This is a genomic window from Halorubrum luteum (assembly GCF_054652935.1).
Genome location: NZ_BAAIGT010000002.1, coordinates 1,830,474 through 1,850,605, shown reverse-complemented (window position 1 = coordinate 1,850,605; position 20,132 = coordinate 1,830,474). Strand labels below are relative to the sequence as shown.

The window sequence follows — 20,132 nt, the reverse complement described above, 5'->3', positions numbered from 1 at the left end:
GGACGCGGCAGGCGACCCGTTCGCCGCCCGGCTAGATCCCCTGGCCCATCAGATGGCTCCGCAGGACATCGGGCGTTTTGAGCCCCGCGTCCGTGTTGATCAGGACGACCGTCTCGTCGCCGTCGAAGAAGCCGTCCTCGGCCAGCGCCCACGCACCGGCCGGCGCGGCTCCCCCCGCCGCACCCATCTCCAGCACCTCGTTCCGGGCGACGGTCACCGCACTCTCGAGAACGTCGTCGTCGGGGACGCTCACGGCGGCACCGTCGCTCTCGCGAACGGCCTCGACCGCCGGGCTCCCGCCGGCCGGGTCGGGGATCTCCAGTTCGCCGCAGATCGTGTCCGGCGTCGACCACGGCTCCGGCTCGTCGAGCCCGCGCTCGACCGCCGCGACGACCGGCGCACACCCCTCCGGTTGAGCGGCGACGAGACGTGGAACTCCGTCGATCACGCCGACCCGATCCAGTTCGAGGAACCCCTTGTGAACCCCGGCGAGTACCTCCCCGGATCCGGTCGGGACGACGACGACGTCCGGGGGCGCACCGAGATCCGAAACGAGCTCGAACGCGATCGTTTTGATCCCCTCATGTCGGTACGGCGTCGCGAACTCGTTCAGGTCGGTGTAGTCGGTCGCGAGCTGCTCGTCGACGGCGGCGGCCGCGTCCGGATACCGCCCGCCGACGACGCGCATCTCTCCGCCGTGGACGTTCGTCATCGCTTTGTTCGCGAACGCACACCGTGAGGGGACGAACGCGTACGATCGCAGATCGGCCCGTCCCGCGTATGCCGCCATCGACACGCCGGCGTTGCCGGGGCTGGCACAGACGAGCGGCTCGACATCCGTGTCGGTCGTCGCATCGGAGAGCTGCCCGGCGACCGCGGTGAGCGCGACCGAGAGCCCCCTGTCGAACACCGATCCCGTCGGGTTCCGTGCCTCGTCTTTGACGTACACCGCACCGACGTCGAGCTCCGCCGCGAGTCGTTCGGTTCGGACGAGCGGCGTCCCTCCCTCGCCTGCCGACAGCGCCGTGTCCGCCGGGAACGGAAGCAAGGCGTCGAATCGCCAGTGGCCGCGGCCCGGCGTTGGCGTCTCGGGCTGTGCGGGGCGGTCGAACAGATCCTCGGAGGTGACCGCGTCGTACTCGTACGTCGGATTCAGGTACCGTCCCTCGTCGGGGCAGTCGTCCGGGATCGCCGTCTCGTGAACGCGTCCCGACGAGCGGCTCTGCAGCCCGTGGAACGTCTCGGTCGTCTCCATACCGTCGCTTGCGGCGGCGGCGACTAATCGCTTCCCTCTCGGTGCCGACCCGCCGCCGCTTATAATGACCGCGCTCGAACGGGATGGCATGCACGGAGACGCGATCGTGGTCGGTGGTGGGTTGGCCGGACTCGTCGCGGCGACCCGTCTCGCCGAGTCGGACGTGGACGTGACGCTGTACGAACGCCGCCCCGACGTCGGCGGTCGCGTTCGGAGCCGTGAGACCGACGGATTCACGCTCGACCGCGGGTTTCAGGTGCTTTTCACCAGCTATCCGTCAGTCAGGGAGGAGCTCGACACCGCCGGACTGAACCTGCGCTCGTTCGCGCCCGGGGCGACGATCTGTCGACCGGGTTCACGGGCGGTGCTGTCGGACCCCCTTCGCGATCCGCGACGTGCGGTCGAGTCCGCGCTCAACCACGAGGTGCCGTTCTCCGACAAGCTCCGGACGCTCGCGCTCCGATACGACCTTTCGAAGCAGGCGGACGAGGAGTTCTTCGCCGGCCGGGACGCGTCGATCCGCGAGTATCTCGACGACTGGGGGTTCTCCGACGCGTACATCGGGAACTTCATCGAGCCGTTCTACGGCGGGATCACGCTCGACCGGACGCTGTCGGCGTCGAAACACGTCTTCGAGTACACGTTCCGTGCGATGAGTCGCGGCTCCATCGCCGTACCCGCCGACGGGATGGGCGCGATCCCGCGTCAGCTCGCCGACCGGGCACGAGCCGCCGGCGTCGCGATCCGGACGGGCGAGGACGTAGAAGCGATCGACATCGGAGCCCGCGACCCGGCCGACGGAGCCCGCGTCGAACTCGCCGACGGAGCGACCGCCGACGCCGATATTGTGGTCGTCGCCGCGACGCCGCCGGAGGCCCGTCGTCTCACCGGCGTCGAGTCGGTGCCCGACGAAGGGGTCCCGAACGTCACACAGTGGTACACCCTTCCGGAGGGGATCGCTTTCGAGACCGGCAAGCGGATCCTGCTCAACGCTGCCGGCGAATCACCGAACGCGGTCGTCCCGCTGTCCGAAGTTGCACCGGAGTACGCTCCCGACGACCGGGCGCTGCTCGCGGCGACGTTCCTCGGCGAGAGCGCACTCGAACGGGAGTCGGCGTCGCTCCGGGAGGACACCCGTACCGCGCTGTCCGCGTGGTTCCCGGAGCGCGGGTTCGAGGGATTGGAGATCGTCGACACCGACCGAATCCGGTTCGCGCAGTTCGCACAGCCGCCGGGCGTCCACGCCGGACTTCCGGAGCCCGACGACCCCGATGGACCGGTCGTCATTGCTGGGGAGTTCACCGAGTGGTCGTCGATACAGGGAGCGATGAAAAGCGGTCGACGAGCCGCGGAGGCCGGACTCGAACGGCTGTAGTTCGATGGAGCGCGCGTCCGTCGAACCGCCTTGCCGACGGATCCTGCTGACCGGTATCCGTCGGGCTGCACCGCAGCCGCGGAGCCGGCAGGCTTCGGATACGACCGGCCGACTACTCTTCCCGACGGAACGCCCCGTGACCGTGCTCGTCGACCGCCGCCAGCAGCTCGTCGCGCTGACGGCGGAGCTCCGGCGGTAGCTCAGCGTAGGCGTCCGCGAACAGGTCCGCGGGATCGGGTTCGACCGCCTCGGCGGCGTCGATCGCCTCCGCGACGACATCGTCGGCATGATCGTGGATCGACGCGACGTCTTCGTCGTCGATCCGTCCCGTCTCCCGCAGAAACGTCTCCATCCGATCGATCGGATCGAGCGCCCGCCACGGCTCTACCTCGTCCGGGTCCCGGTAGGCGCCCGGGTCGTCCGCGGTCGTGTGCGCCCCGTATCGGTACTCGACGAACTCGATGAGCGTGGGACGCCGCGAACCGTCCTCGTGAGTCGCCGAGCCTCGCTCCCCGTGAGTCGCCGAGCCTCGCTCCCCGTGAGTCGCCGGGCCTCGCTCCCCGTGAGTCGCCAGGCCTCGCTCCTCATGGGTGTCGCCGTGCCGCGCTCGCTCGACTGCCTCCGCCATCGCGGCGTACGTGGCGAGCGGATCCATGCCGTCGACGCGGACACCACGGAACCCGTAGGCGGCCGCCTTCGCCGCGAAGGTCTCGCTCGCGGTTTGTCGCTCCTCCGGGATCGATATGGCCCACCCGTTGTTGTGACAACAGAAGACGACGGGAGTGTCGAACACGCCAGCGAAGTTACACGCCTCGTGGAAATCCCCCTCGCTTGTCGCGCCGTCACCGAAATGACAGGCGACCACGCGGTTCTCGTCTCGGTAGTCGAACGCCCACGCCGCGCCGACGGCGTGTGGGAGATGGGCTGCGATGCCGATGTTCAACGGGAACACGTTGCCGTCGGCGATCGCCGCCGTTCCGGACTCGTGGCCCATCCAGTACGGGAGGTAGTCGGCGAGCAGATCGCGGACGACGGCCGCCCCGTGCTCGCGGTACTGGTAGCTTATCAGGTCCCGGTCGGCGAGCGCATACGTGGATCCGACCGCCGACGCTTCCTGACCCGCACAGGGCGCGTACGTCCCTATCCGTCCCTGGCGTTGTAAGCTGACGGCTCGCTCGTCGAACCGACGCGTGGTCACCATGTCGCGATAGATCGCGACGAGCGTCGAGTCGGGGAGGTCCGGTACCGTCGCCTCCGGAAGTGGCCGACCGTCGGGGCCGAGCACGCGACGGACGTCCTCGTCGGCAAGCGGATCGGTCCCGGCAGCACTGCCGACGCCGGATGCCGCTTCGTCGTCCTGGTCGGACATTACCGTCGACTGTGCACTACAGTACCAAGGAAGTAGCGGTCCCGGACGAGTCGTCGCGGGACGAACGCCGAGCAGGCACCGACCGATCAGGGGGTGATCACCGCGCGACCGTCGATCTCGCCGTGCTCCAGCTTCTCGGCGACGCGGTTCACCTCGTTGAGGTCGAACCGGCTCGTGTGTAAGTCGACATCGTCCTGTTCGACCAACGCGACGAGCTCCTGGAGCTCTGCGTAGCGTCCGACGATGTTTCCGACGAAGGAGAACTCGCCGTCCACGAGCGCCTGCGATGGCTCGTGGATGTGGCCGCCGTAGCCGATGATGTGGTGGTCGCCGCCCGCGGCGGTGATATCGGGCGCGTAGGCCGTCGTTTCGTCGGCACCGACGAAGTCCAGCACCTGCGTCGCGCCAGCTCCGTCGGTGATCCCGTCGAGTTCGGACCGGACATCCTCGTCGCTCGGGTTGATCACGTTGTCCGCTCCGTATCGTTCGGCAAGGTCAAGCGCCGACTCTTTTAGGTCGACCGCCGTTATCCGGGCCGCGCTCATCGCGTCCAGACACTGTAGTCCGATGTGGCCGAGACCTCCGACCCCGATGACGACTGCATGGTCGCCGGGGTTCAGGTCGGCGACCGCCTTCTTCGCCGCGTGATACGCGGTGATCCCGGCGTCGGCGTGCGGAGCGATGTCGATCGGCTCGACGCCGTCCGGTAGCGGGATCACCGAGCGCTCGCTCGTGTGCAGATACTCGGCGAAACCGCCATCGGTCGTAAGTCCGTTGAACGCGCTGTTCTCACAGTACATCGTCTCACCGAGCCGACACGGCCGACAGGTACCACACGTCTGGACCGGATGACAGATTACGGGATCCCCCTCGGAGACGAGATCCACTTCGGATCCGGTCTCGACGACCGTCCCGGCGTTCTCGTGACCGAGCGTCATCGGCAACGGCTGTGGAACGAACTCCTCCCACATCCCCTCGATGATGTGGTTATCAGTCTGACACCATCCCGCGCCCTCTACCTCGACGATGACGTCGTTCGATCCGTCGACCACAGGACGATCGACCTCGTCGATCGAGAGTCCGTCGGTCATGTCGTGGGTGTACTCGTGGAGTCTCGCGGCTTGCATACGATACCATAGCTCTCACAAAGTAATATAAATATTTGTTATGAATTTAATAAAATATGTTGCTAAGAAGTATTCCTTGGCATCGACAACCACGTTCACAGCATCTCACGAAACGCATCGAGCGGCGGAAATCGAAGCGTCTCCTGTGCGTCGGCATCGTACACGAGCGGCTCCAACCCGCCTGCATCCGTAATAAGCGGCGAGTCGAACGCCGCCGTTCCCATCTCATTGACGACGACGCCGGGCGCGAGCCTGTTGAACGCGGGTAGGAGAAGCACGTCTGCGTCCCGGTACGCTCCGGGCCCGACGAGAAAGCACGGATGGCGGTCACCTTCGATCTCGATCGTCGGGTGGACGTGACCGAACACGTACCGATCCGCGGTTCGTTCCGGCGGTTCGTGACCGTGACAGACGACGGTACGGACACCCTCGCTCCCGTGAGCGGCGTTCCCCTCCGAGACCATGTCATCGTCGAAAACTGCGTCATCGTCGAAAACTGCGTCATCCTCGCAGGACGTGTCACGCTGTCTGGATGGGTCACGATCGGTGGGATCGGAAACGACGTACTCGTCGTGAATCGGGCCGTCCCACGCGGTCGCCAACGCCGTGTCGTGGTTGCCGGCGACGAGCTCCAGGGACGCGCCGGCGTTGTGACACACGTTCGCGAGCTCGGTGAGCCCCGCACGGCTTCGCTCGGAAACCCGGTCGAACGTGTGGATCACGTCGCCAGCGAACACGACGGTCTCGGGCTGGAAGCGTGCGAGTAACCCGTGGAGGCGCTCGCGAATATCGTCGCGCTCGCCGAGCGGAAACGAAACGTTCGACGACTCCCCCCGTCCAAGATGGAGGTCGGCGACCACGAGGACGTCGTGGCGCTCGAGGAACACAGCACGATCACGTACGGTGAGATCGGACACGAACGGTAGTCCGGCCGCCGTCCGTATAACCTCGATGTCGGGGAGCGATCAGGACACGAGGGCCCGGTTCACGAACCGCACTCATCGACCGACGCCAGCGGCGGATTCGTGGCGCTCTCTCTCTCCGGTCGCACGGCTGCCCGTGGGCGCGTGGTTACTCCGGGCCGCGTGGTTGCTCGCAGTTGCGTACGCCTCGCGAACCCGACGGAACGCCGCCTCGTCGCCGCCCTGGTCCGGATGAACCTCCTTGACGCGCTCCCGGTACGCGCGCTTGACCGCGTCGGCATCGGCGTCCGTCGGAACCCCCAGCTCGTCGAAAGCGGCCTCGACGGGGTTCGACCGGCCGCTGGACCGACGCGAACCCGTCCGCCACTCCGGCTCGTCGACATCGAACGGAAGTCGACGACCCAGTCCGTGGCCGGGAAGCTCGTGTTCAAAGAGGACGGTAAACACACCCGACCCCTCCAGCCGAAAGTAGTCGTGAGCGTCGAACGTGATGGCGACATCCCGATCCGGAAGGTAGAAGGGGACGACGACGTCGCCGACGGCATGTTCCTCGTGGAATCGTTCGCCGATTACCGAGAGATACGCCCGGATCTCGCGGTGTCGGCGGGCATCGTTGCTACCGGTGGATCGATCCCGTTCCGTCTCGGTCGGCGGCGAGAGACGCGTCCCGACGTAGAACACGACCGCGACCGCGACGGACGCGACTCCGCCGATCGCGGAGCCGAGCAGCATCCACGGCGGAACGATGTCGATGAGATCGGCGACCACGAGCCAAGTACGGGACGAATCCGTATGAATCCCTCGTTGCCGGTCGATTCGCGGAGCAACCGGCCGCTCGATCGCGACTCAGAGTAGCTCTTTCGATTTGAGCCCGTCGATGATGTCGTCGGCGAGCTCCTCGGGCGTCTCGTACGGGAACTCCTGTTCGCTTCCGAGCTTGGACGCAAGCTCCATCGCGGTGAAGCTCACGTCGCCCGCTTCGAACTTCGTTCCCGGCCCGTCCGGCAGGGCGGGAACGAGGTCCATCTGGTTGTCGACCGGGTAGTCGGCACCGCCGAACGCGTCGAGGAACTGTTCTCGGAGCTCCGTTTCTATATCGCTCATGCACCCACGTGCCGGGACAGAGCGCAAAAGCGTTGCGGAACTGTGATAAACTATTTGTCCATTTTTTATTTATTATCAGAACCACGATCGGAGCATCGAAGCTTTGTTTCCGGCACCGTAACGTTAGCGCATGTCGTTCGAGTTCAACTTCGATCTACTTCGAGAACTGACGGAGGCTCGTGGCGTTCCCGGCTACGAGGACGAGGTCCGCGACGTCGTGTGTCGTGAGTTCGCTGACCGGGTCGACTGCGTTCGAACGGACGCGATGGGAAACGTCGTTGGCACGGTCGAGGGGAGCGGCGACTACTCGGTTGCGGTCGCCGCACACATGGACGAGATAGGGTTCATGGTGCGTCATATCTCCGAGGACGGGTTCGTGCAGGTGGACGCGTTGGGCGGCTTCGATCCGCGAGTGCTTCGTGCACAGCGCGTGACCGTCCACGGCGAGGAGGATATCACCGGCGTCATCGGTTCGGTTCCGCCACACACGCTGACCGACGAGCAGCGCGAGACGGACGAGACGGTGTCCGACGTGTACATCGACGTGGGTCGGAGCTCGGAGGCGGTCGAGGAGCTCGTGAGCGTCGGGGACCTCGTCACGCTGGACCAGACGACCACCCGGATGGGTGATCGAGTGACGGGCAAAGCGCTCGACGACCGCGTCTGTCTGTTCGCGATGCTCGCGGCGGCCGACCGCGTCTCCGATCCCGGCGTGACGATCCACTTCGCCGCGACGGTGCAAGAGGAAGTCGGGCTCCGAGGTGCACAGGCGCTCGGCGTCGACATCGACCCCGACCTCGCGATCGCTTTGGACGTCACCGTCGCCAACGACGTTCCGCAGATCGGCGAGGAGGCGGACGCCGTGACGAGACTCGGCGACGGAACGGCGATCAAGCTGAAGGACTCCTCGGTGATCACCAGCCCGAAGGTCCACGGTCGACTCACCGATGTCGCGGAGTCCGCAGGGATCGAACACCAACACGAGGTGTTGCCGGCGGGCGGCACCGACACGGCCGGCTTCCAGAACACACACGGCGCGAAGCCGGTCGGCGCGATCTCGATCCCGACCCGCTACCTCCACACGGTGACTGAGACCGCCGACGGCGACGACATCGCGGCGACGATCGAGCTGTTGACCGCGTTCTTGGAGTCGGAGACCGGCGACCACGACTACACGCTCTAGGCGATCGGGAGGCCACACGACCACACGATCGGAGCGGTCACGGAACAGCTAGCGAACAGGCGACGCGTGCCGGAAGGGGTCGGCTCCGGGAATCGGACTCAATCGATACGCTCGCTGGCCGCGTTATCCCTGTTAACGCATGGCTCATTCGTCCGTCGCCGGAACAGACCAAACCCGTTTTAAGCGTTGGTGTCGAACCGCGTAACAAGGTAGATATACATGGAGATGCCACGTCGTTTCAACACGTACTGTCCGCACTGTGACGGCCACTACGAGCACGAGGTCGAGAAAGTTCGATCCGGCCGACAGACCGGCCTGAAACGCGACGCTCGCCAGCGCCGTCGCGCGCTCGCGACGATCGGTAACGCCGGCGGGTACTCGAAGGTGCCCGGTGGGGACAAGCCGACGAAGAAGACCCACCTCAAGTACCGCTGTGGCGACTGCGGGAAAGCGCACATGCGCGAGGGATGGCGCGCCGGCCGTCTCACGTTCCAGGAGTAAGATGGCGGGAAGCTTCCACCTGCTGGCGTGTGACGAGTGCGGGAACGAACAGGTCGTCTTCGGCAAGGCCGCCTCCACGGTGTCGTGTGCGGTCTGTGGCGCGACGCTCGCGACCCCGACCGGCGGGGAGGCCGAGCTCCACGGCGAGATAGTCGAAACCGTTGAGGCACGGTAACCGCCTCACACCGCCGATGCAATACAGCGGTTGGCCCGAACCCGGCGAGCTCGTGGTCGGAGAGGTCGATGAGATCGCCGACTTCGGCGTGTTCGTCGACCTCGACCAGTACGAGGACAAACGCGGCCTCTGTCATATCAGCGAGGTCGCCTCCGGCTGGATCAAAAACGTCCGCGACCACGTTCGCGAGGGACAGACCGTCGTTGCGAAGGTGCTGGAGGTCGACAAATCCTCCGAACAAGTCGACCTGTCGATCAAGGACGTCAACGAACACCAGCGGAAGGAAACGATCCAGGCGTGGAAAAACGAGCGAAAGGCGGACAACTGGATGCTCATCGCCCTCGGCGAGGGCGTCGACGACGGACGGTACACCGAAGTCGCGAACGCGCTGTTGGTCGAGTTCGACTCGCTGTACGACGCGTTCGAGTCGGCCGCGATCCGCGGGACGGACGCGCTTGCGGACGTCGACGTCGACGACGACACGATCGAGGCGGTCGTGGACGCGGCACGTGAGAACGTCTCCGTCCCGTACGTCGACGTCACCGGCTACGTCGACCTCGAGTCGTACGCATCCGACGGCGTCGACGACGTGAAGGCAGCCCTGGAGGCCGCCGAAGGAAACGGCTCCGTGCCCGATGGCGTCGAGCTGGAGGTCGGCTACGTCGGATCACCCGAGTACCGGATCAAGGTCCGCGCACCCGACTACAAGACGGCCGAGGCACAGCTCGAAGCGGCCGCCTCTCGGGCCCGCGAGTCGATCGAGAGCGCAGGCGGCGTCGGCGAGTTCCATCGCGAACGTCGCGAGGACGACGAGTAGCGGACACTACCGGTTCGTTTCTACCATGAGATCCGACATCAGAGTGTGTGCCAACTGGCGGAAAGAACACGACCAGCCGGTGTACACCCTCGGGGACCGGTGTCCGGCGTGTAATGCGCCGACGGAAAACAGCGCACCGGCCCCGTTCGATCCCGAGGACCGGTACGGTGAGTACCGGCGGCGAGCGCGCTCGCGGGAGTACCGATCCGGCGAGACGACGCGGTGAACGAGACGCCGAAGAAAACGACGTAGCTGGGAGACCCATCTTCGCCGGCCGACACGGCGATACAGCGATATCCGACTGCGCTGGGGTGTCATAAAACTCTTCGTATGGTGGTTATCCGCGGCGACTCGCACCCATCACCGCAAGCATGTGTTCGGCGCTCGACGTCAGTACTCCTCGTACGCGAGATTCATCAGCCACTGGGAGAAGGCGTCCGACTGTGGGTCGATCTCCTCCTCGCCGATAAACGGCGACAACATGTCACCGGCCATCAGCAGCGCAAAATCGAGGTCTCGAGGTGCGGGCTCCAGATAGTAGGTGTTGTGTCCGTCGTACACCGCGTCCTCACGTTGGATGAGGCCGGCACTCTCGAGCGCTTCCGCAATGCGGCTCCCCTTCCGCGAGGAGACGTCGAGCTCCTTCCAGAAGTCGCTCTGGTGGATCCCCCCGGTCTCGCGGATCAGTTCGAGACCGGCGCGTTCGTCCTCCGACAGGTCGGCCTCGAGTTCGGACACGCTCATACCTCAACACCTGCCCGCGAGTCGCTTAAAACTGGCTTTCCGGGTCGTCGATCGACCCCGGAGGAGAGTCCGGCCCTCCCGCAAACTCGGCCGGCAGCCGAACCGACTCCACCGCCGTCTCACACGGCGGTCCGTCGGCGAAGCCGACCGACGGAGACGCACCCGACCGGATCCGGGTGAACGACCGCGTGCCGTAGCCGTCGCCGTGAAGACACGCTCCGTACTCGTGGTCGGCGAGGATGTCGCTCGCACGGTCGAGCCACCCGTTTGCCGTCTCTCCGGGACCGGGAACGAGTGTCGCAGCGATCCGCCGTGCGCTGTCGATCCGTTCGGACCCGCGATCCGTCCGCCCTGGAGGCACTGTGAACCGCTCACGGTCGTTGACCACGCCGCCGACGTTGCCGACCACGTGGACGCCGGATTCGAGCTGGGTGACGAGGAGTCCCCCGTCGTACGTCAGCAGGAACGCCGCGACGTCGTCCGCGATGAGGAGGTTGAACCCGTCGTAGCTTCGGTCGTCGAGATCCCGCTCGACGGCCCGCACCGCCGACTCCGCGGAGCCCGCGCGAAGACAGTCCCTGACGAGCAGGCCGCGGGATCGGTCGCCGTCCCTGTCGGCGTCGAGCCAGCGGTTGGTGAGTGCCACCGTTAGCCCGGTCTCGGCGAGCCCGATCCACGTGCCGCCGGCCTCGAGGTCACGCGGGGCGACCACCATCGGATCCTCGCCACGAACCGATGGGGGCTCGGACGGGCGGTCGACCGCCTCGTCACGATTGGCGGCGAGCGCCACCGGCGATCCCGTAAACACCTGCCACGCGAGCGTGAGCGTGCACACAGCTGATCGCTTGCAGGGAACGGGTAAAAAACGGCGGGAGCACGAAGACGAACGAATGACTGGATGGCGGCGAACCTCCGGGAAGCACCCGTGGAGAAATGCTTTACTCGGTATAGAATAAATCTTTTGTCCACTCGACCCCTCAGTACACGTATGAAGGCGATCGTGACCTACGAGGACGACGACGAGCCGGTCGTTATCGAGAAGCCACGTCCAGTCCCTGCGGACGGCGAGGCGCTGGTGCGGACGCTCCGCGTTGGCGTCGACGGAACGGACCACGAGGTGATAGCCGGCGGTCACGGCGAGACGCCCGACGGCGACGATCACATGGTGTTGGGTCACGAGGCCGTCGGCGTCGTCGCCGACGCCAACGATACGCCGTTCGAGGAGGGGGACGTCGTCGTGCCGACCGTTCGCCGCCCCCCGAACGGCGCGAACGAGTACTTCGCGCGCGGCGAGCCGGATATGGCGCCCGACGGCCGGTATCACGAGCGGGGGATAGTCGGCGCACACGGGTTTATGGCCGAATACTTCACGAGTCCGGCGGAGTTTCTGGTCGAGGTGCCACCGGAGATCGCCGAGTGGGGCTTTCTCGTCGAGCCGGCGTCGATCACCGAGAAGGCGATCGAGCACGCGTACGCGAGCCGGTCGGCGTTCCACTGGGGCCCCGAGTCCGCACTGGTTCTCGGAAACGGCTCGCTGGGACTGTTGACGCTCGCGATGCTGGACGACGGGTTCGACCGTAGATACTGTCTCGGCCGGCGCGAACGTCCCGACCCCACCATCGACCTCATCGAGTCGATCGGCGCGACGTACGTCGACTCCAACGAGACGGCCGTCGACGAGGTTCCGGACGCACACGAGCCGATGGATTTCGTGTACGAGGCGACCGGCTACGCGCCACACGCGTTCGAGACGATCGAGGCGCTCGCGCCGAACGGCGTCGGGGCGCTGCTCGGCGTGCCCGGCGACTGGTCGTTCGAGGTCGATGGGGGCCGACTCCACCGGGAGTTCGTTCTCCACAACAAGGCGCTGGTCGGCAGCGTCAACTCCGGATACGAGCATTTCGAGGCCGCCGTGGACTCGATCGCAGCGCTCGAGGAGTCGTTCCTTGAGGATCTCGTCACCGGAATCCACGGGCTCGACGAGTTCGAGGCCGCGTTCGCGGATGACGACACGACTATTAAAACGGCGGTCGAATTCGTCGCGTATGAAGAACGTTGACGACCTGATCGATAGCGCGGCGGAGCTGGCGGAGCGAGGGCTCTCGAAGGGCGAGATCGCGGACGAGCTGAACGTCTCGCGGGAGACGGCAAGCTGGCTCGTCGAGCGTGCGGGTACGGAGAACACGAGGGCGACGACCGCTGCGCCCGGGTCGACCGCCGACATCCACGTCGACTGGTCGGCGATCGGTCGGGATTCCGCACGGCTCACGTACACCGCGAAGGCGATGGCGGATCTGCTCGTCAAGCAGGGCGAGGAGGTGGATCTCACCGTCGGTATCGAGAAGGCGGGAGCACCGCTGGCAACCGCGGTCGCCAGCGAGCTCGACACCGACCTCGGCACGTACGCGCCGGCGAAACACCAGTGGGAGGAAGGCGACATCGCGGACCACGGGGGCGGGTTCTCACGGAACTTCGCGGCGATCCGCGACCGCGACTGCTACGTCGTCGACGACATCATCACGAGCGGTACGACGATGCGCGAGTCCATCGACGCGATCCGCGACCACGGTGGCACGCCCGTGGCATGCGTCGTGTTGGCCGACAAGAAGGGGTACGACGATATCGACGGCGTCCCCGTGCACTCGCTCGTCGACGTCGTCCGCGTCGACCGCGAGGAGTAGCTCGACCCGATGAGCAGACCGAGCCAGTGACCGCACGCGACGACTCCGGTCGGAGCGCGTCGACCGCCCCGCAACCCCTTTGAGTCACTATCCCCTACCGGGGTGCATGACGTTCAGTCCAGAAAGCGGAGCCGACTCCGAGGAGATCCAGGCGCGCGTCGACGAGACCATCGCCGACAACGACGTGGCGCTGTTCATGAAGGGGAACCGCCTCATGCCCCAGTGCGGCTACTCACAGCGGGCGGTCGAGCTCATCGGCAAACACGTCGAGGAGTTCGAGACGGTCGACGTGCTGCCAGCGCTACCGGAGTACCGCGAGGCGCTGGAAACCCACAGCGGCTGGGAGACGATCCCGCAGACGTACGCCGAAGGCGAGTTTATCGGCGGAAGCGACGTGCTGGCGGAGCTCGACGAACGAGACGAGCTGGCGGCCGAGCTCGGCGTCGAGTAAGCGACGGAAACTCGCCTCCGGAAGCCCGGCACTCTTATTCTTCGTGCGGTTCCTCGGCGGTGGGAAGCCGCTCGGTACACCAGTGACAGAAATCCAAATCGGGATCGATCTCCCGTCCACAGTGGGGACAGTCCGCGGGTTGGAGCGACTCCCCCGATGGTGACTCCCCCGATGCGGACTCGACCGAGTTCGGTCCCGTCGATGCCGGTCCGGCCGAGTCGTAGGCGGCCTGTTGCCGTTCGTACTTGCGGTTGTTCCGAACGGCGAGCACGTACGCGTCGATGACGCTGGCGACGACGACGATCAGTGCCGGCGCGATCTCGCCGAGCGGCGGCGTCGTTCCGGCGAACACCTGATCGATCGTCGAGTCGGGAACGAGAAACACCACGGTTGCCGTGATCGTGACGTACCACCCGAGCGCACGACCCCACCGGCGGAGATACGCGTGACCGAGCCCGGAGATCACGAGCGCGAGAAGCACGGCCAGCCACGGCCGGCGGCGACGAATCTCTCCCATACCCCGAAAAGCGGTGGCGCAATATTGAGCGTTGGGTCTTCGCGACCTCGGAGCGTTTATATTTATCACGGACTGATTCGACGTATGTTCGCGTTTCCTACCGGACAGCTCCTTTACGGCCTTCTCTTTGCGCTGATCGGGGTCGCGTTCTGGTCAGCCGGATTCGTCGTAGCCTACTTTCTTTTCAAGCGGTGGCGAGGCGAGGGGCCACGCTCTCGAGAGTGACGGAGACGACCGGCGCGTCCTGGAGCCCTCCAGTCCCTCCCGGAGCGTACCGCTCCGGCTGCTCGGGTCGGCGCCTCTCGCAGACGGATTCCGGATGGTTAATTCTTTAAGCACTCAACCCAACTGTCGATTGAATAATGGCGTCCGACTCGGTGAAACTGTACACGGCGATCTACGTTGCTCTAGTCGTTCTCGCATTCTCGAAGTTCATCTTCTTCGAGTTCGACCAGCTGTTCACCTATCAACAGGCGTTTGCCGGAACGATGGTGGCGGCGGCTATCAAATCCGTCCTCATCGTCGGCTACTATCAACATCTCCGGTGGGAGAACAGGTCGCTCACCTACCTCATGCTGCTCGCGTTGGGGCTCGCATTGCTGCTGATGGCGGCCGCGACCTACTCCATCACCTGAGGACCTCCCGACAGCTTCGGAGCATGAGCGCATTGGAGCTTGGCCGCGGTGTTTTTGTGACCGCGGGATGACGCGTTCGTATGGACGCCGCGCACTGGCCGCGACGCGGTGGGCGTCACGGACTAACAGAGCTACCACACTGGCCGGGAGCGGTCACAACGTGTCTTTGACGCCCAGCACCCGCTCCTCGCGTTCGCGTCCCGGATCCCACTCGCTGCCGTCTCGGTCGGAGTCTCGGTAGTCCGCAATCGACCGTTCCAGCGCCTCCCGCACCGGCGTCGACTCCCAGCCGAGCCCGGCGAGCTTGCAAGTGTCAAGGAGGTGCGGATACGCCCGATACAGCACGAACTCGTCCGGCGTCAGCTCTCCGGCCGCGAGCGCGTCCGCACATGCCGGGACGACCTCACAACTCGTTTCCGCGACCTCGGCGATCATCTCCACGGTCTCCGCGAGCGTAAGCGCCCGACGGTCGCCAACGTTGTACGCCTCCCCCGGCTCTCCACGCTCGGCGACGATCCGAAGCGCCCGCGCGACGTCCTCGACGTACGCGAGCTGCCACAGACTCCCGCCGTCACCCGGAACCACCACGCGGTCGTACGAGTGGACACGATCGATCCAGTAGTCGAGTCGCTCGGTGTAGTCGTGTGGACCGTACACCACCGTCGGCCTGACCGCCATCGCGTTCACACCGCGCCGTGCGGCGTCGAAGACGGCCCGATCCCCGGCAGCCTTCCGGTTCCCGTACGTCTCGTCGTCGTCGCTGTCGGCCTGTGTAGGCGTACACGATCGGAGCCGCGTCTCACCCTCCCGTTTCGGTATCTCCTCGTCGGCGTACGAGCTTCCGGAGGAGACGTACACGTACGCCTCGACGTCGGCGAACACCTCAGTCGCGGTCTCGACGTCTGACGGGTGATACGCGACGCAGTCGATCACGATATCCGGATCTATCGAGAGCTTCGCGGCCCGGAGGTCCGTTCGCTCCGTCCGGTCACCCTGCACGTGTGTGACGCGATCCGCGTCGAAGGGGTTCTCGTGATTGCCGCGGTTCATCATCGCGACGTCGCAGTCGTTCTCCAGCAGGTCCGAGACGAGGTGTCGACCGATGAAACGCGTGCCGCCGATCACGAGCGCGGTGTCGGGCATGGAGCCGCTTGACGCTCCGCGACCAAAGGACCCGCGAAAACGGCAGCCGAACCGTTAAAAGAGGTAGAACAGCGGGAACAGGAACACCCAGACGATGTCGACGAAGTGCCAGTAGAGACCGAAGTACTCGACCGGACGGCTATCCTCCATGTACGCCCCGCCGTAGGCGCGAACGAACAGGAAGATGGCGATAAGCAGTCCGATGATGACGTGGACCGCGTGCAGGCCGGTCGTCACGAAGTAGACGGACGCCTGCACGGCGGTGTACCCCTCGGGGACGACCGACAGGTAGACGCCGTCGACGTACAGCTTCTCCCACCACTCCCACGCCTTCACCGCAAGGAAGGTGAATCCGAGGAGGGTCGTCGCGCCGATCGATGCGAGCAGCCCCTTCCGGTTCTTCCGATGGGAGGCGACGAGCGCGAGGATCACCGTGAACGACGAGGTGAGCAGCACGAACGTGTTGATCAGTCCGGGCAGCGAGTCGGGGATCGGCGTCCACGTTCCCCAGCCGGCGTTCCAGCGGATGAACACGGCCGCGGAGATGAACGCGCCGAAGACGATCACGTCGGACGCGAGGAAGAACCACATCCCCAGTTTCACCTTCTCGACGCCGTTGAACGGCCATCGTTCGCCGAACTCGGCGGGAGGCGCGTAGAAGTCCTCCATTCCCCACTTCCAGCCCGACCAGATCAACGTGAGCGCGCCGATGACGGCGAGCATCGGGTACACCGGGTTGATGATCTCCATCGATGTCTGGGCGATCGAGTCGCCGAACTGGAACTCCGTGGAGTCGCTGAACCCTGAGAGCCCGAGCAGCATGATACCGGTTGCAGCCGACAGCAGGATCGGCCAGACGCTGGCGTGGCTCGCGTGTTTGTCCCAGTACGGGTAGTTGCGAATGTGGTCCGAGTGGCTGTCACCGCCGTCCGTGACGGCGTTGCCGTTCTCGTCGGCTTTGACGGCGGGACCTCCGTCCGGAACGTAATCCTTCACGAACTCCAGCTTACCGGAGGCGTACGACGGCCGATTCGGCCAGTTTTCCAGCGGCGGAGGCGAGGAGACCGCCCACTCCGCGGTGCGGGAGTAATCCCACGGGTTGTCGCCTGCCTCCGGTCCGGAAACGTACGACTTCGCGAGGTTATAGAACATGATGAAGAATGAGAGCCCCAAGACGAAGCCTCCGATCGTCCCTGCCTGATGTATCCCTTGGAACGCGGGGTTGTACTCGAACACCCTACGCGGGGTTTCCCACGCGAGGAACATCGAGAAGTACACCGCGTTGAAGCCGATGAAGAACACGACGAAATGCACCTTGCCGAGGAACTCGTCGTACATCTTCCCTGTCATTTTTGGGAACCAGTAGTATACGCCGCCGATCAATGCCGTTGCACCGCCGAACATCACGTAGTGGAAGTGAGCGACCACCCAGTAGGTGCCACGGAACTCGTAATCGAGGACGATGGCCCCGAGGAAGACGCCGGTGATACCGCCGAGGATGAACAACAACAGTGCACCAAACGCGAACAGGAACGGCGTCGTAAACTGGATCCGTCCCTTGATCAACGTGTAGATAAGCGCGAAGACGAGCAGGTCGAACGGTAACGAGATGCCGATGGTGGTCGCCATCATCAGCGTCTTGATCTCCAGGTTGATCGTCGTGAGGAACATATGGTGCATCCACACGAGGAACGACTGCACGGAGATCAGACAGATGGAGATGATCACCCACTTGCGGCCGACGAGTCGGCGACCGGAGAACGTCTGGAAAAGCTCAAGCATGACTCCGAGGGCTGGGAAGAAGACGATATACACCTCCGGATGACCGAAGAACCACCAGAGATGTCCCCACAGTAACGATCCACCCTCCGTTGCCGAGAAGTAAACGCTGCCGAGGACACGGTCTGACGCGAGGATCAGCATCGCGGCGAGCAGCGCCGCGAACGCGAACAACATCATCCAGACGGTCGCGAGGATCGACCAGGTGAACATCGGCATATCCATCAATCCCATCCCTTCGGCCCGCGAGTGATGTATTGACGTGAGGAAGTTCACCGTCGACGCGGTGACCCCGACGGTGAACATGGCTAATGCGAGAATAGCCCCGGTCGATCCGATACTCGGCGTGTACATCGGTACGTTCAACGGGGCGTACATCGTCCACCCTGCATCGAGTGTGCCACCTTGGAAGAAGCTGATTCCGAGGAGGACCCCGGAGAAGAGGTACATCCAGTACGACAGCGCGTTTAAACGCGGGAACGCGAGGTCATCGGCCCCGATCTGGAGCGGCACGAAGTAGTTTGCGAACGCAAAGGCGAACGGTGAGAGGAACCAGAACACCATGATCAGCCCGTGTGCGGTGACGGCCTCGTTGTACGCTAGCCCGGAGAGAATGTGGTTCGCCGGGTCCCACAGCTGTAGGCGGATCAGCAGCGCCATTACGCCGCCAAACAGGAGGAAGAACAACGACGTTATCAGGTACAGTATCCCGATATCCTTGTGGTTCGTCGTGATGAGCCACCGTTTCACGGAGGTGGTCGGTGGAAGCTCAGCCATCAGTCGTCACCCTCCTCGGTTCCGGTTTCGGATTCATCATTGTCAGGTTCAGCATCGTTCTGCGTGTTTTCGTACCACTCCTCCCACTCCTCTTGTGGGAGAACGGTGATCTGACCGTCCATCGCGGAGTGTCCCGAACCACACAGCTCGAAGCACTCGACGAGGAACGTCGCCTCCCCACCCTGGGCTTCAACCTCCTCCGAACTCACCGAGAACCACGTGTGAGCGGTCTCACCCGGGATGGAATCGGCTTTGAATCGCAACTCCGATGAGCCGAAGTTGTGCCAGACGTCGCGTGAGGTCACCGCCAGGTCGATCCGCTGATCGGCCGGGACGATCAGCTCGTTAGTCTCCGTATGCCCGTTCGGATACTCGTAATCCCACCCGAACTGATACCCCTCGACGACGATCTCGATGTCGCCTTCCCCTTCGGTTTCGGGCCCCTCCTCGACGTAGAGCAGAAGGCCATACGAGTACACGACGAGGCTAATGACGATGATCGCGCTCAGCCCGAAGGATAAAAAGAGCTTCTTCGATTTCGTGCCGCCCTGTCCCGTCGGAAGCTCTCCGACGACCGGCGCGTCGAAGTCGTCATCCGTGTTATCACCGTCGTCACGATACTTGTACACGTTCCACAGCGTGTACGCGACGACGACGACGCCGACGAGCGTCCCCAGCGCGAGAAAGACGAAGAAGATCTCGTCGAACACCTCGGCCTGCGCACGCCAGTCAGTCCCCTGTTGTAAAAGATGTGGATCTATCATGTCTGTCGCTCGGGTCTTGTATCTCACTTGGTCATAGTACACTTAGCTCTTTTGTAGCAGCGGCGGTTCTACAGCCGTGTCAATAAAAAAAGTCTGTATAGTAAAGACTAACAGCTATCCGACGCTGCGGCGTAGCCTAACGACGCTCGCGCAGGACGGATATACGAAGGGTATTTGTACGACCGAACAGACTCAACGATAAGAGCCGATCATGGTCTCGTTAACCCTTCTGAGTACGGCGCTGATGGGGGTGCTCGTCGTCGCCACGTTCGTTGCGGTCGCACGGATCGGCGGCCAACGGAGCCCGCCCGGCAGCGAGGAACCGACCGATAGATACGCCGAGCTCACCGAAACGCTGTCGGAGCTCGTCAGAACACCGGCCGTCTGGACGGTGGGGTTCGTCGTCATCGCCGTCGGCGTCGGCGCGGCGGCCGTACTCGCGGTTGGTGATTTCGGGCTTCCCGAAGGCACGTCCGGGCTGTTCTTGAACGTAGTGTACGCCGCCGTCGGACTGCTGTTGACCGGGTTCGTCTTCCTCGGCGTGTACTTCGCCACCCGGGGCCGTGGTCTGGGGAACGCTCACGGGATCGCGGCGGGATCGTTCGCTGCGGGACTCGTCTTCCTCGTGCTCGTCACTGCACAGCTTCTCATCGGTGTGATCGGATAACGGAAAACGAAAACGTCGTGATCGACGGCGGAAACCACGGAGATCGCGTTTGTACCCAACTGCTGCCGGACTCGGACTGGACGACATCGCACAGTCCGTACGGAGCCTCCCGGTGAAAGCGACCGCGGAGCCGAAAGAGACCGGC

Annotated in this window: 24 protein-coding genes; 12 read left to right on the top strand and 12 right to left on the bottom strand. The window is 64.6% G+C overall.

Annotated elements, in window-relative coordinates:
• Positions 1-31: 31 nt before the first annotated feature.
• Positions 32-1,255: a threonine synthase gene (locus ACYQ0R_RS09130; protein WP_459822690.1), complete on the bottom strand. Its 1,224-nt coding sequence runs from the start codon at positions 1,253-1,255 to the stop codon at positions 32-34.
• Positions 1,256-1,343: 88 nt separating this feature from the next.
• Between ACYQ0R_RS09130 and ACYQ0R_RS09125 the strand changes: the two genes are divergently transcribed.
• Positions 1,344-2,630, top strand: coding sequence for an NAD(P)/FAD-dependent oxidoreductase (locus ACYQ0R_RS09125; protein ID WP_459822687.1), 1,287 nt, complete (start codon positions 1,344-1,346; stop codon positions 2,628-2,630).
• A gap of 112 nt (positions 2,631-2,742) precedes the next feature.
• On the opposite strand, the gene ACYQ0R_RS09120 is transcribed toward ACYQ0R_RS09125, so the two are convergent.
• The 5 genes from ACYQ0R_RS09120 to ACYQ0R_RS09100 all read right to left on the bottom strand — a co-directional run bounded on the left by ACYQ0R_RS09120 (position 2,743) and on the right by ACYQ0R_RS09100 (position 7,153).
• On the bottom strand, positions 2,743-3,999 hold the full coding sequence (locus tag ACYQ0R_RS09120; protein WP_459822686.1) for a thiamine pyrophosphate-dependent dehydrogenase E1 component subunit alpha: 1,257 nt from the start codon (positions 3,997-3,999) through the stop codon (positions 2,743-2,745).
• 86 nt (positions 4,000-4,085) lie between these two features.
• Complete coding sequence (locus ACYQ0R_RS09115) at positions 4,086-5,126, bottom strand: NAD(P)-dependent alcohol dehydrogenase (protein ID WP_459822684.1); 1,041 nt, start codon at positions 5,124-5,126, stop codon at positions 4,086-4,088.
• Positions 5,127-5,221: 95 nt separating this feature from the next.
• The gene (locus ACYQ0R_RS09110; RefSeq protein ID WP_459822682.1) at positions 5,222-6,043 is read right to left on the bottom strand and encodes a metallophosphoesterase; all 822 of its coding nucleotides are present in this window, start codon (positions 6,041-6,043) and stop codon (positions 5,222-5,224) included.
• 81 nt (positions 6,044-6,124) lie between these two features.
• Positions 6,125-6,817 (bottom strand): J domain-containing protein, encoded by a 693-nt coding sequence (locus tag ACYQ0R_RS09105; RefSeq protein WP_459822680.1) that lies wholly within the window; start codon positions 6,815-6,817, stop codon positions 6,125-6,127.
• A gap of 78 nt (positions 6,818-6,895) precedes the next feature.
• The gene (locus tag ACYQ0R_RS09100) at positions 6,896-7,153 is read right to left on the bottom strand and encodes an MTH865 family protein (protein ID WP_459822678.1); all 258 of its coding nucleotides are present in this window, start codon (positions 7,151-7,153) and stop codon (positions 6,896-6,898) included.
• A 130-nt stretch (positions 7,154-7,283) separates the two neighbouring features.
• On the opposite strand from ACYQ0R_RS09100, the gene ACYQ0R_RS09095 reads away from it, so the two are divergent.
• From ACYQ0R_RS09095 to ACYQ0R_RS09075, 5 genes are all read left to right on the top strand, one after another.
• Positions 7,284-8,336: a M42 family metallopeptidase gene (locus ACYQ0R_RS09095; RefSeq protein WP_459822676.1), complete on the top strand. Its 1,053-nt coding sequence runs from the start codon at positions 7,284-7,286 to the stop codon at positions 8,334-8,336.
• A 219-nt stretch (positions 8,337-8,555) separates the two neighbouring features.
• The gene (locus tag ACYQ0R_RS09090; protein ID WP_459822675.1) at positions 8,556-8,837 is read left to right on the top strand and encodes a 50S ribosomal protein L44e; all 282 of its coding nucleotides are present in this window, start codon (positions 8,556-8,558) and stop codon (positions 8,835-8,837) included.
• Position 8,838: 1 nt separating this feature from the next.
• Positions 8,839-9,012, top strand: a complete 174-nt coding sequence (locus ACYQ0R_RS09085) for a 30S ribosomal protein S27e (RefSeq protein ID WP_459822672.1) — start codon at positions 8,839-8,841, stop codon at positions 9,010-9,012.
• Between the two features lie 16 nt (positions 9,013-9,028).
• The gene (locus tag ACYQ0R_RS09080; protein WP_459822670.1) at positions 9,029-9,829 is read left to right on the top strand and encodes a translation initiation factor IF-2 subunit alpha; all 801 of its coding nucleotides are present in this window, start codon (positions 9,029-9,031) and stop codon (positions 9,827-9,829) included.
• 25 nt (positions 9,830-9,854) lie between these two features.
• Positions 9,855-10,055: an RNA-protein complex protein Nop10 gene (locus ACYQ0R_RS09075; protein ID WP_459822667.1), complete on the top strand. Its 201-nt coding sequence runs from the start codon at positions 9,855-9,857 to the stop codon at positions 10,053-10,055.
• A 164-nt stretch (positions 10,056-10,219) separates the two neighbouring features.
• Here the strand turns inward: ACYQ0R_RS09075 and ACYQ0R_RS09070 are convergent, their stop codons facing one another.
• Positions 10,220-10,573, bottom strand: a complete 354-nt coding sequence (locus ACYQ0R_RS09070) for a helix-turn-helix transcriptional regulator (RefSeq protein WP_459822665.1) — start codon at positions 10,571-10,573, stop codon at positions 10,220-10,222.
• Positions 10,574-10,598: 25 nt separating this feature from the next.
• Positions 10,599-11,408, bottom strand: a complete 810-nt coding sequence (locus tag ACYQ0R_RS09065; RefSeq protein WP_459822662.1) for an NRDE family protein — start codon at positions 11,406-11,408, stop codon at positions 10,599-10,601.
• A gap of 153 nt (positions 11,409-11,561) precedes the next feature.
• On the opposite strand from ACYQ0R_RS09065, the gene ACYQ0R_RS09060 reads away from it, so the two are divergent.
• The 3 genes from ACYQ0R_RS09060 (at position 11,562) to ACYQ0R_RS09050 (ending at position 13,705) form a co-directional block, all read left to right on the top strand.
• On the top strand, positions 11,562-12,632 hold the full coding sequence (locus ACYQ0R_RS09060) for a glucose 1-dehydrogenase (protein ID WP_459822661.1): 1,071 nt from the start codon (positions 11,562-11,564) through the stop codon (positions 12,630-12,632).
• A complete protein-coding gene (gene gfcR, locus ACYQ0R_RS09055) occupies positions 12,619-13,254 on the top strand; it encodes a transcriptional regulator GfcR (protein WP_459822659.1) in 636 nt (211 codons plus the stop codon). Before ACYQ0R_RS09060 ends, gfcR begins: the two co-directional genes overlap by 14 nt.
• A gap of 106 nt (positions 13,255-13,360) precedes the next feature.
• Entirely contained in the window at positions 13,361-13,705 is a 345-nt protein-coding gene (locus tag ACYQ0R_RS09050; protein ID WP_459822656.1) for a glutaredoxin family protein, read from the top strand.
• Positions 13,706-13,739: 34 nt separating this feature from the next.
• Here ACYQ0R_RS09050 and ACYQ0R_RS09045 read toward each other — a convergent pair whose 3' ends face one another.
• Positions 13,740-14,222, bottom strand: coding sequence for a DUF7575 domain-containing protein (locus ACYQ0R_RS09045; RefSeq protein WP_459822654.1), 483 nt, complete (start codon positions 14,220-14,222; stop codon positions 13,740-13,742).
• Between the two features lie 84 nt (positions 14,223-14,306).
• Here ACYQ0R_RS09045 and ACYQ0R_RS09040 point away from each other — a divergent pair, with 84 nt between their 5' ends.
• Positions 14,307-14,447, top strand: coding sequence for a hypothetical protein (locus ACYQ0R_RS09040; RefSeq protein WP_459822651.1), 141 nt, complete (start codon positions 14,307-14,309; stop codon positions 14,445-14,447).
• Between the two features lie 137 nt (positions 14,448-14,584).
• The gene (locus ACYQ0R_RS09035; RefSeq protein ID WP_459822648.1) at positions 14,585-14,857 is read left to right on the top strand and encodes a cytochrome C oxidase subunit IV family protein; all 273 of its coding nucleotides are present in this window, start codon (positions 14,585-14,587) and stop codon (positions 14,855-14,857) included.
• A 153-nt stretch (positions 14,858-15,010) separates the two neighbouring features.
• Here the strand turns inward: ACYQ0R_RS09035 and ACYQ0R_RS09030 are convergent, their stop codons facing one another.
• Genes ACYQ0R_RS09030 through coxB form a run of 3 tightly spaced genes read right to left on the bottom strand, consistent with a single transcriptional unit; the run spans position 15,011 to position 19,320 of the window.
• Positions 15,011-16,000, bottom strand: a complete 990-nt coding sequence (locus ACYQ0R_RS09030) for an NAD-dependent epimerase/dehydratase family protein (protein WP_459822645.1) — start codon at positions 15,998-16,000, stop codon at positions 15,011-15,013.
• A 54-nt stretch (positions 16,001-16,054) separates the two neighbouring features.
• A complete protein-coding gene (locus ACYQ0R_RS09025; protein ID WP_459822643.1) occupies positions 16,055-18,556 on the bottom strand; it encodes a cbb3-type cytochrome c oxidase subunit I in 2,502 nt (833 codons plus the stop codon).
• Positions 18,556-19,320, bottom strand: a complete 765-nt coding sequence (gene coxB / locus ACYQ0R_RS09020; protein ID WP_459822640.1) for a cytochrome c oxidase subunit II — start codon at positions 19,318-19,320, stop codon at positions 18,556-18,558. Before coxB ends, ACYQ0R_RS09025 begins: the two co-directional genes overlap by 1 nt.
• A gap of 211 nt (positions 19,321-19,531) precedes the next feature.
• On the opposite strand from coxB, the gene ACYQ0R_RS09015 reads away from it, so the two are divergent.
• Positions 19,532-19,987, top strand: coding sequence for a hypothetical protein (locus ACYQ0R_RS09015; RefSeq protein ID WP_459822637.1), 456 nt, complete (start codon positions 19,532-19,534; stop codon positions 19,985-19,987).
• The last annotated feature ends 145 nt before the right edge of the window (positions 19,988-20,132 follow it).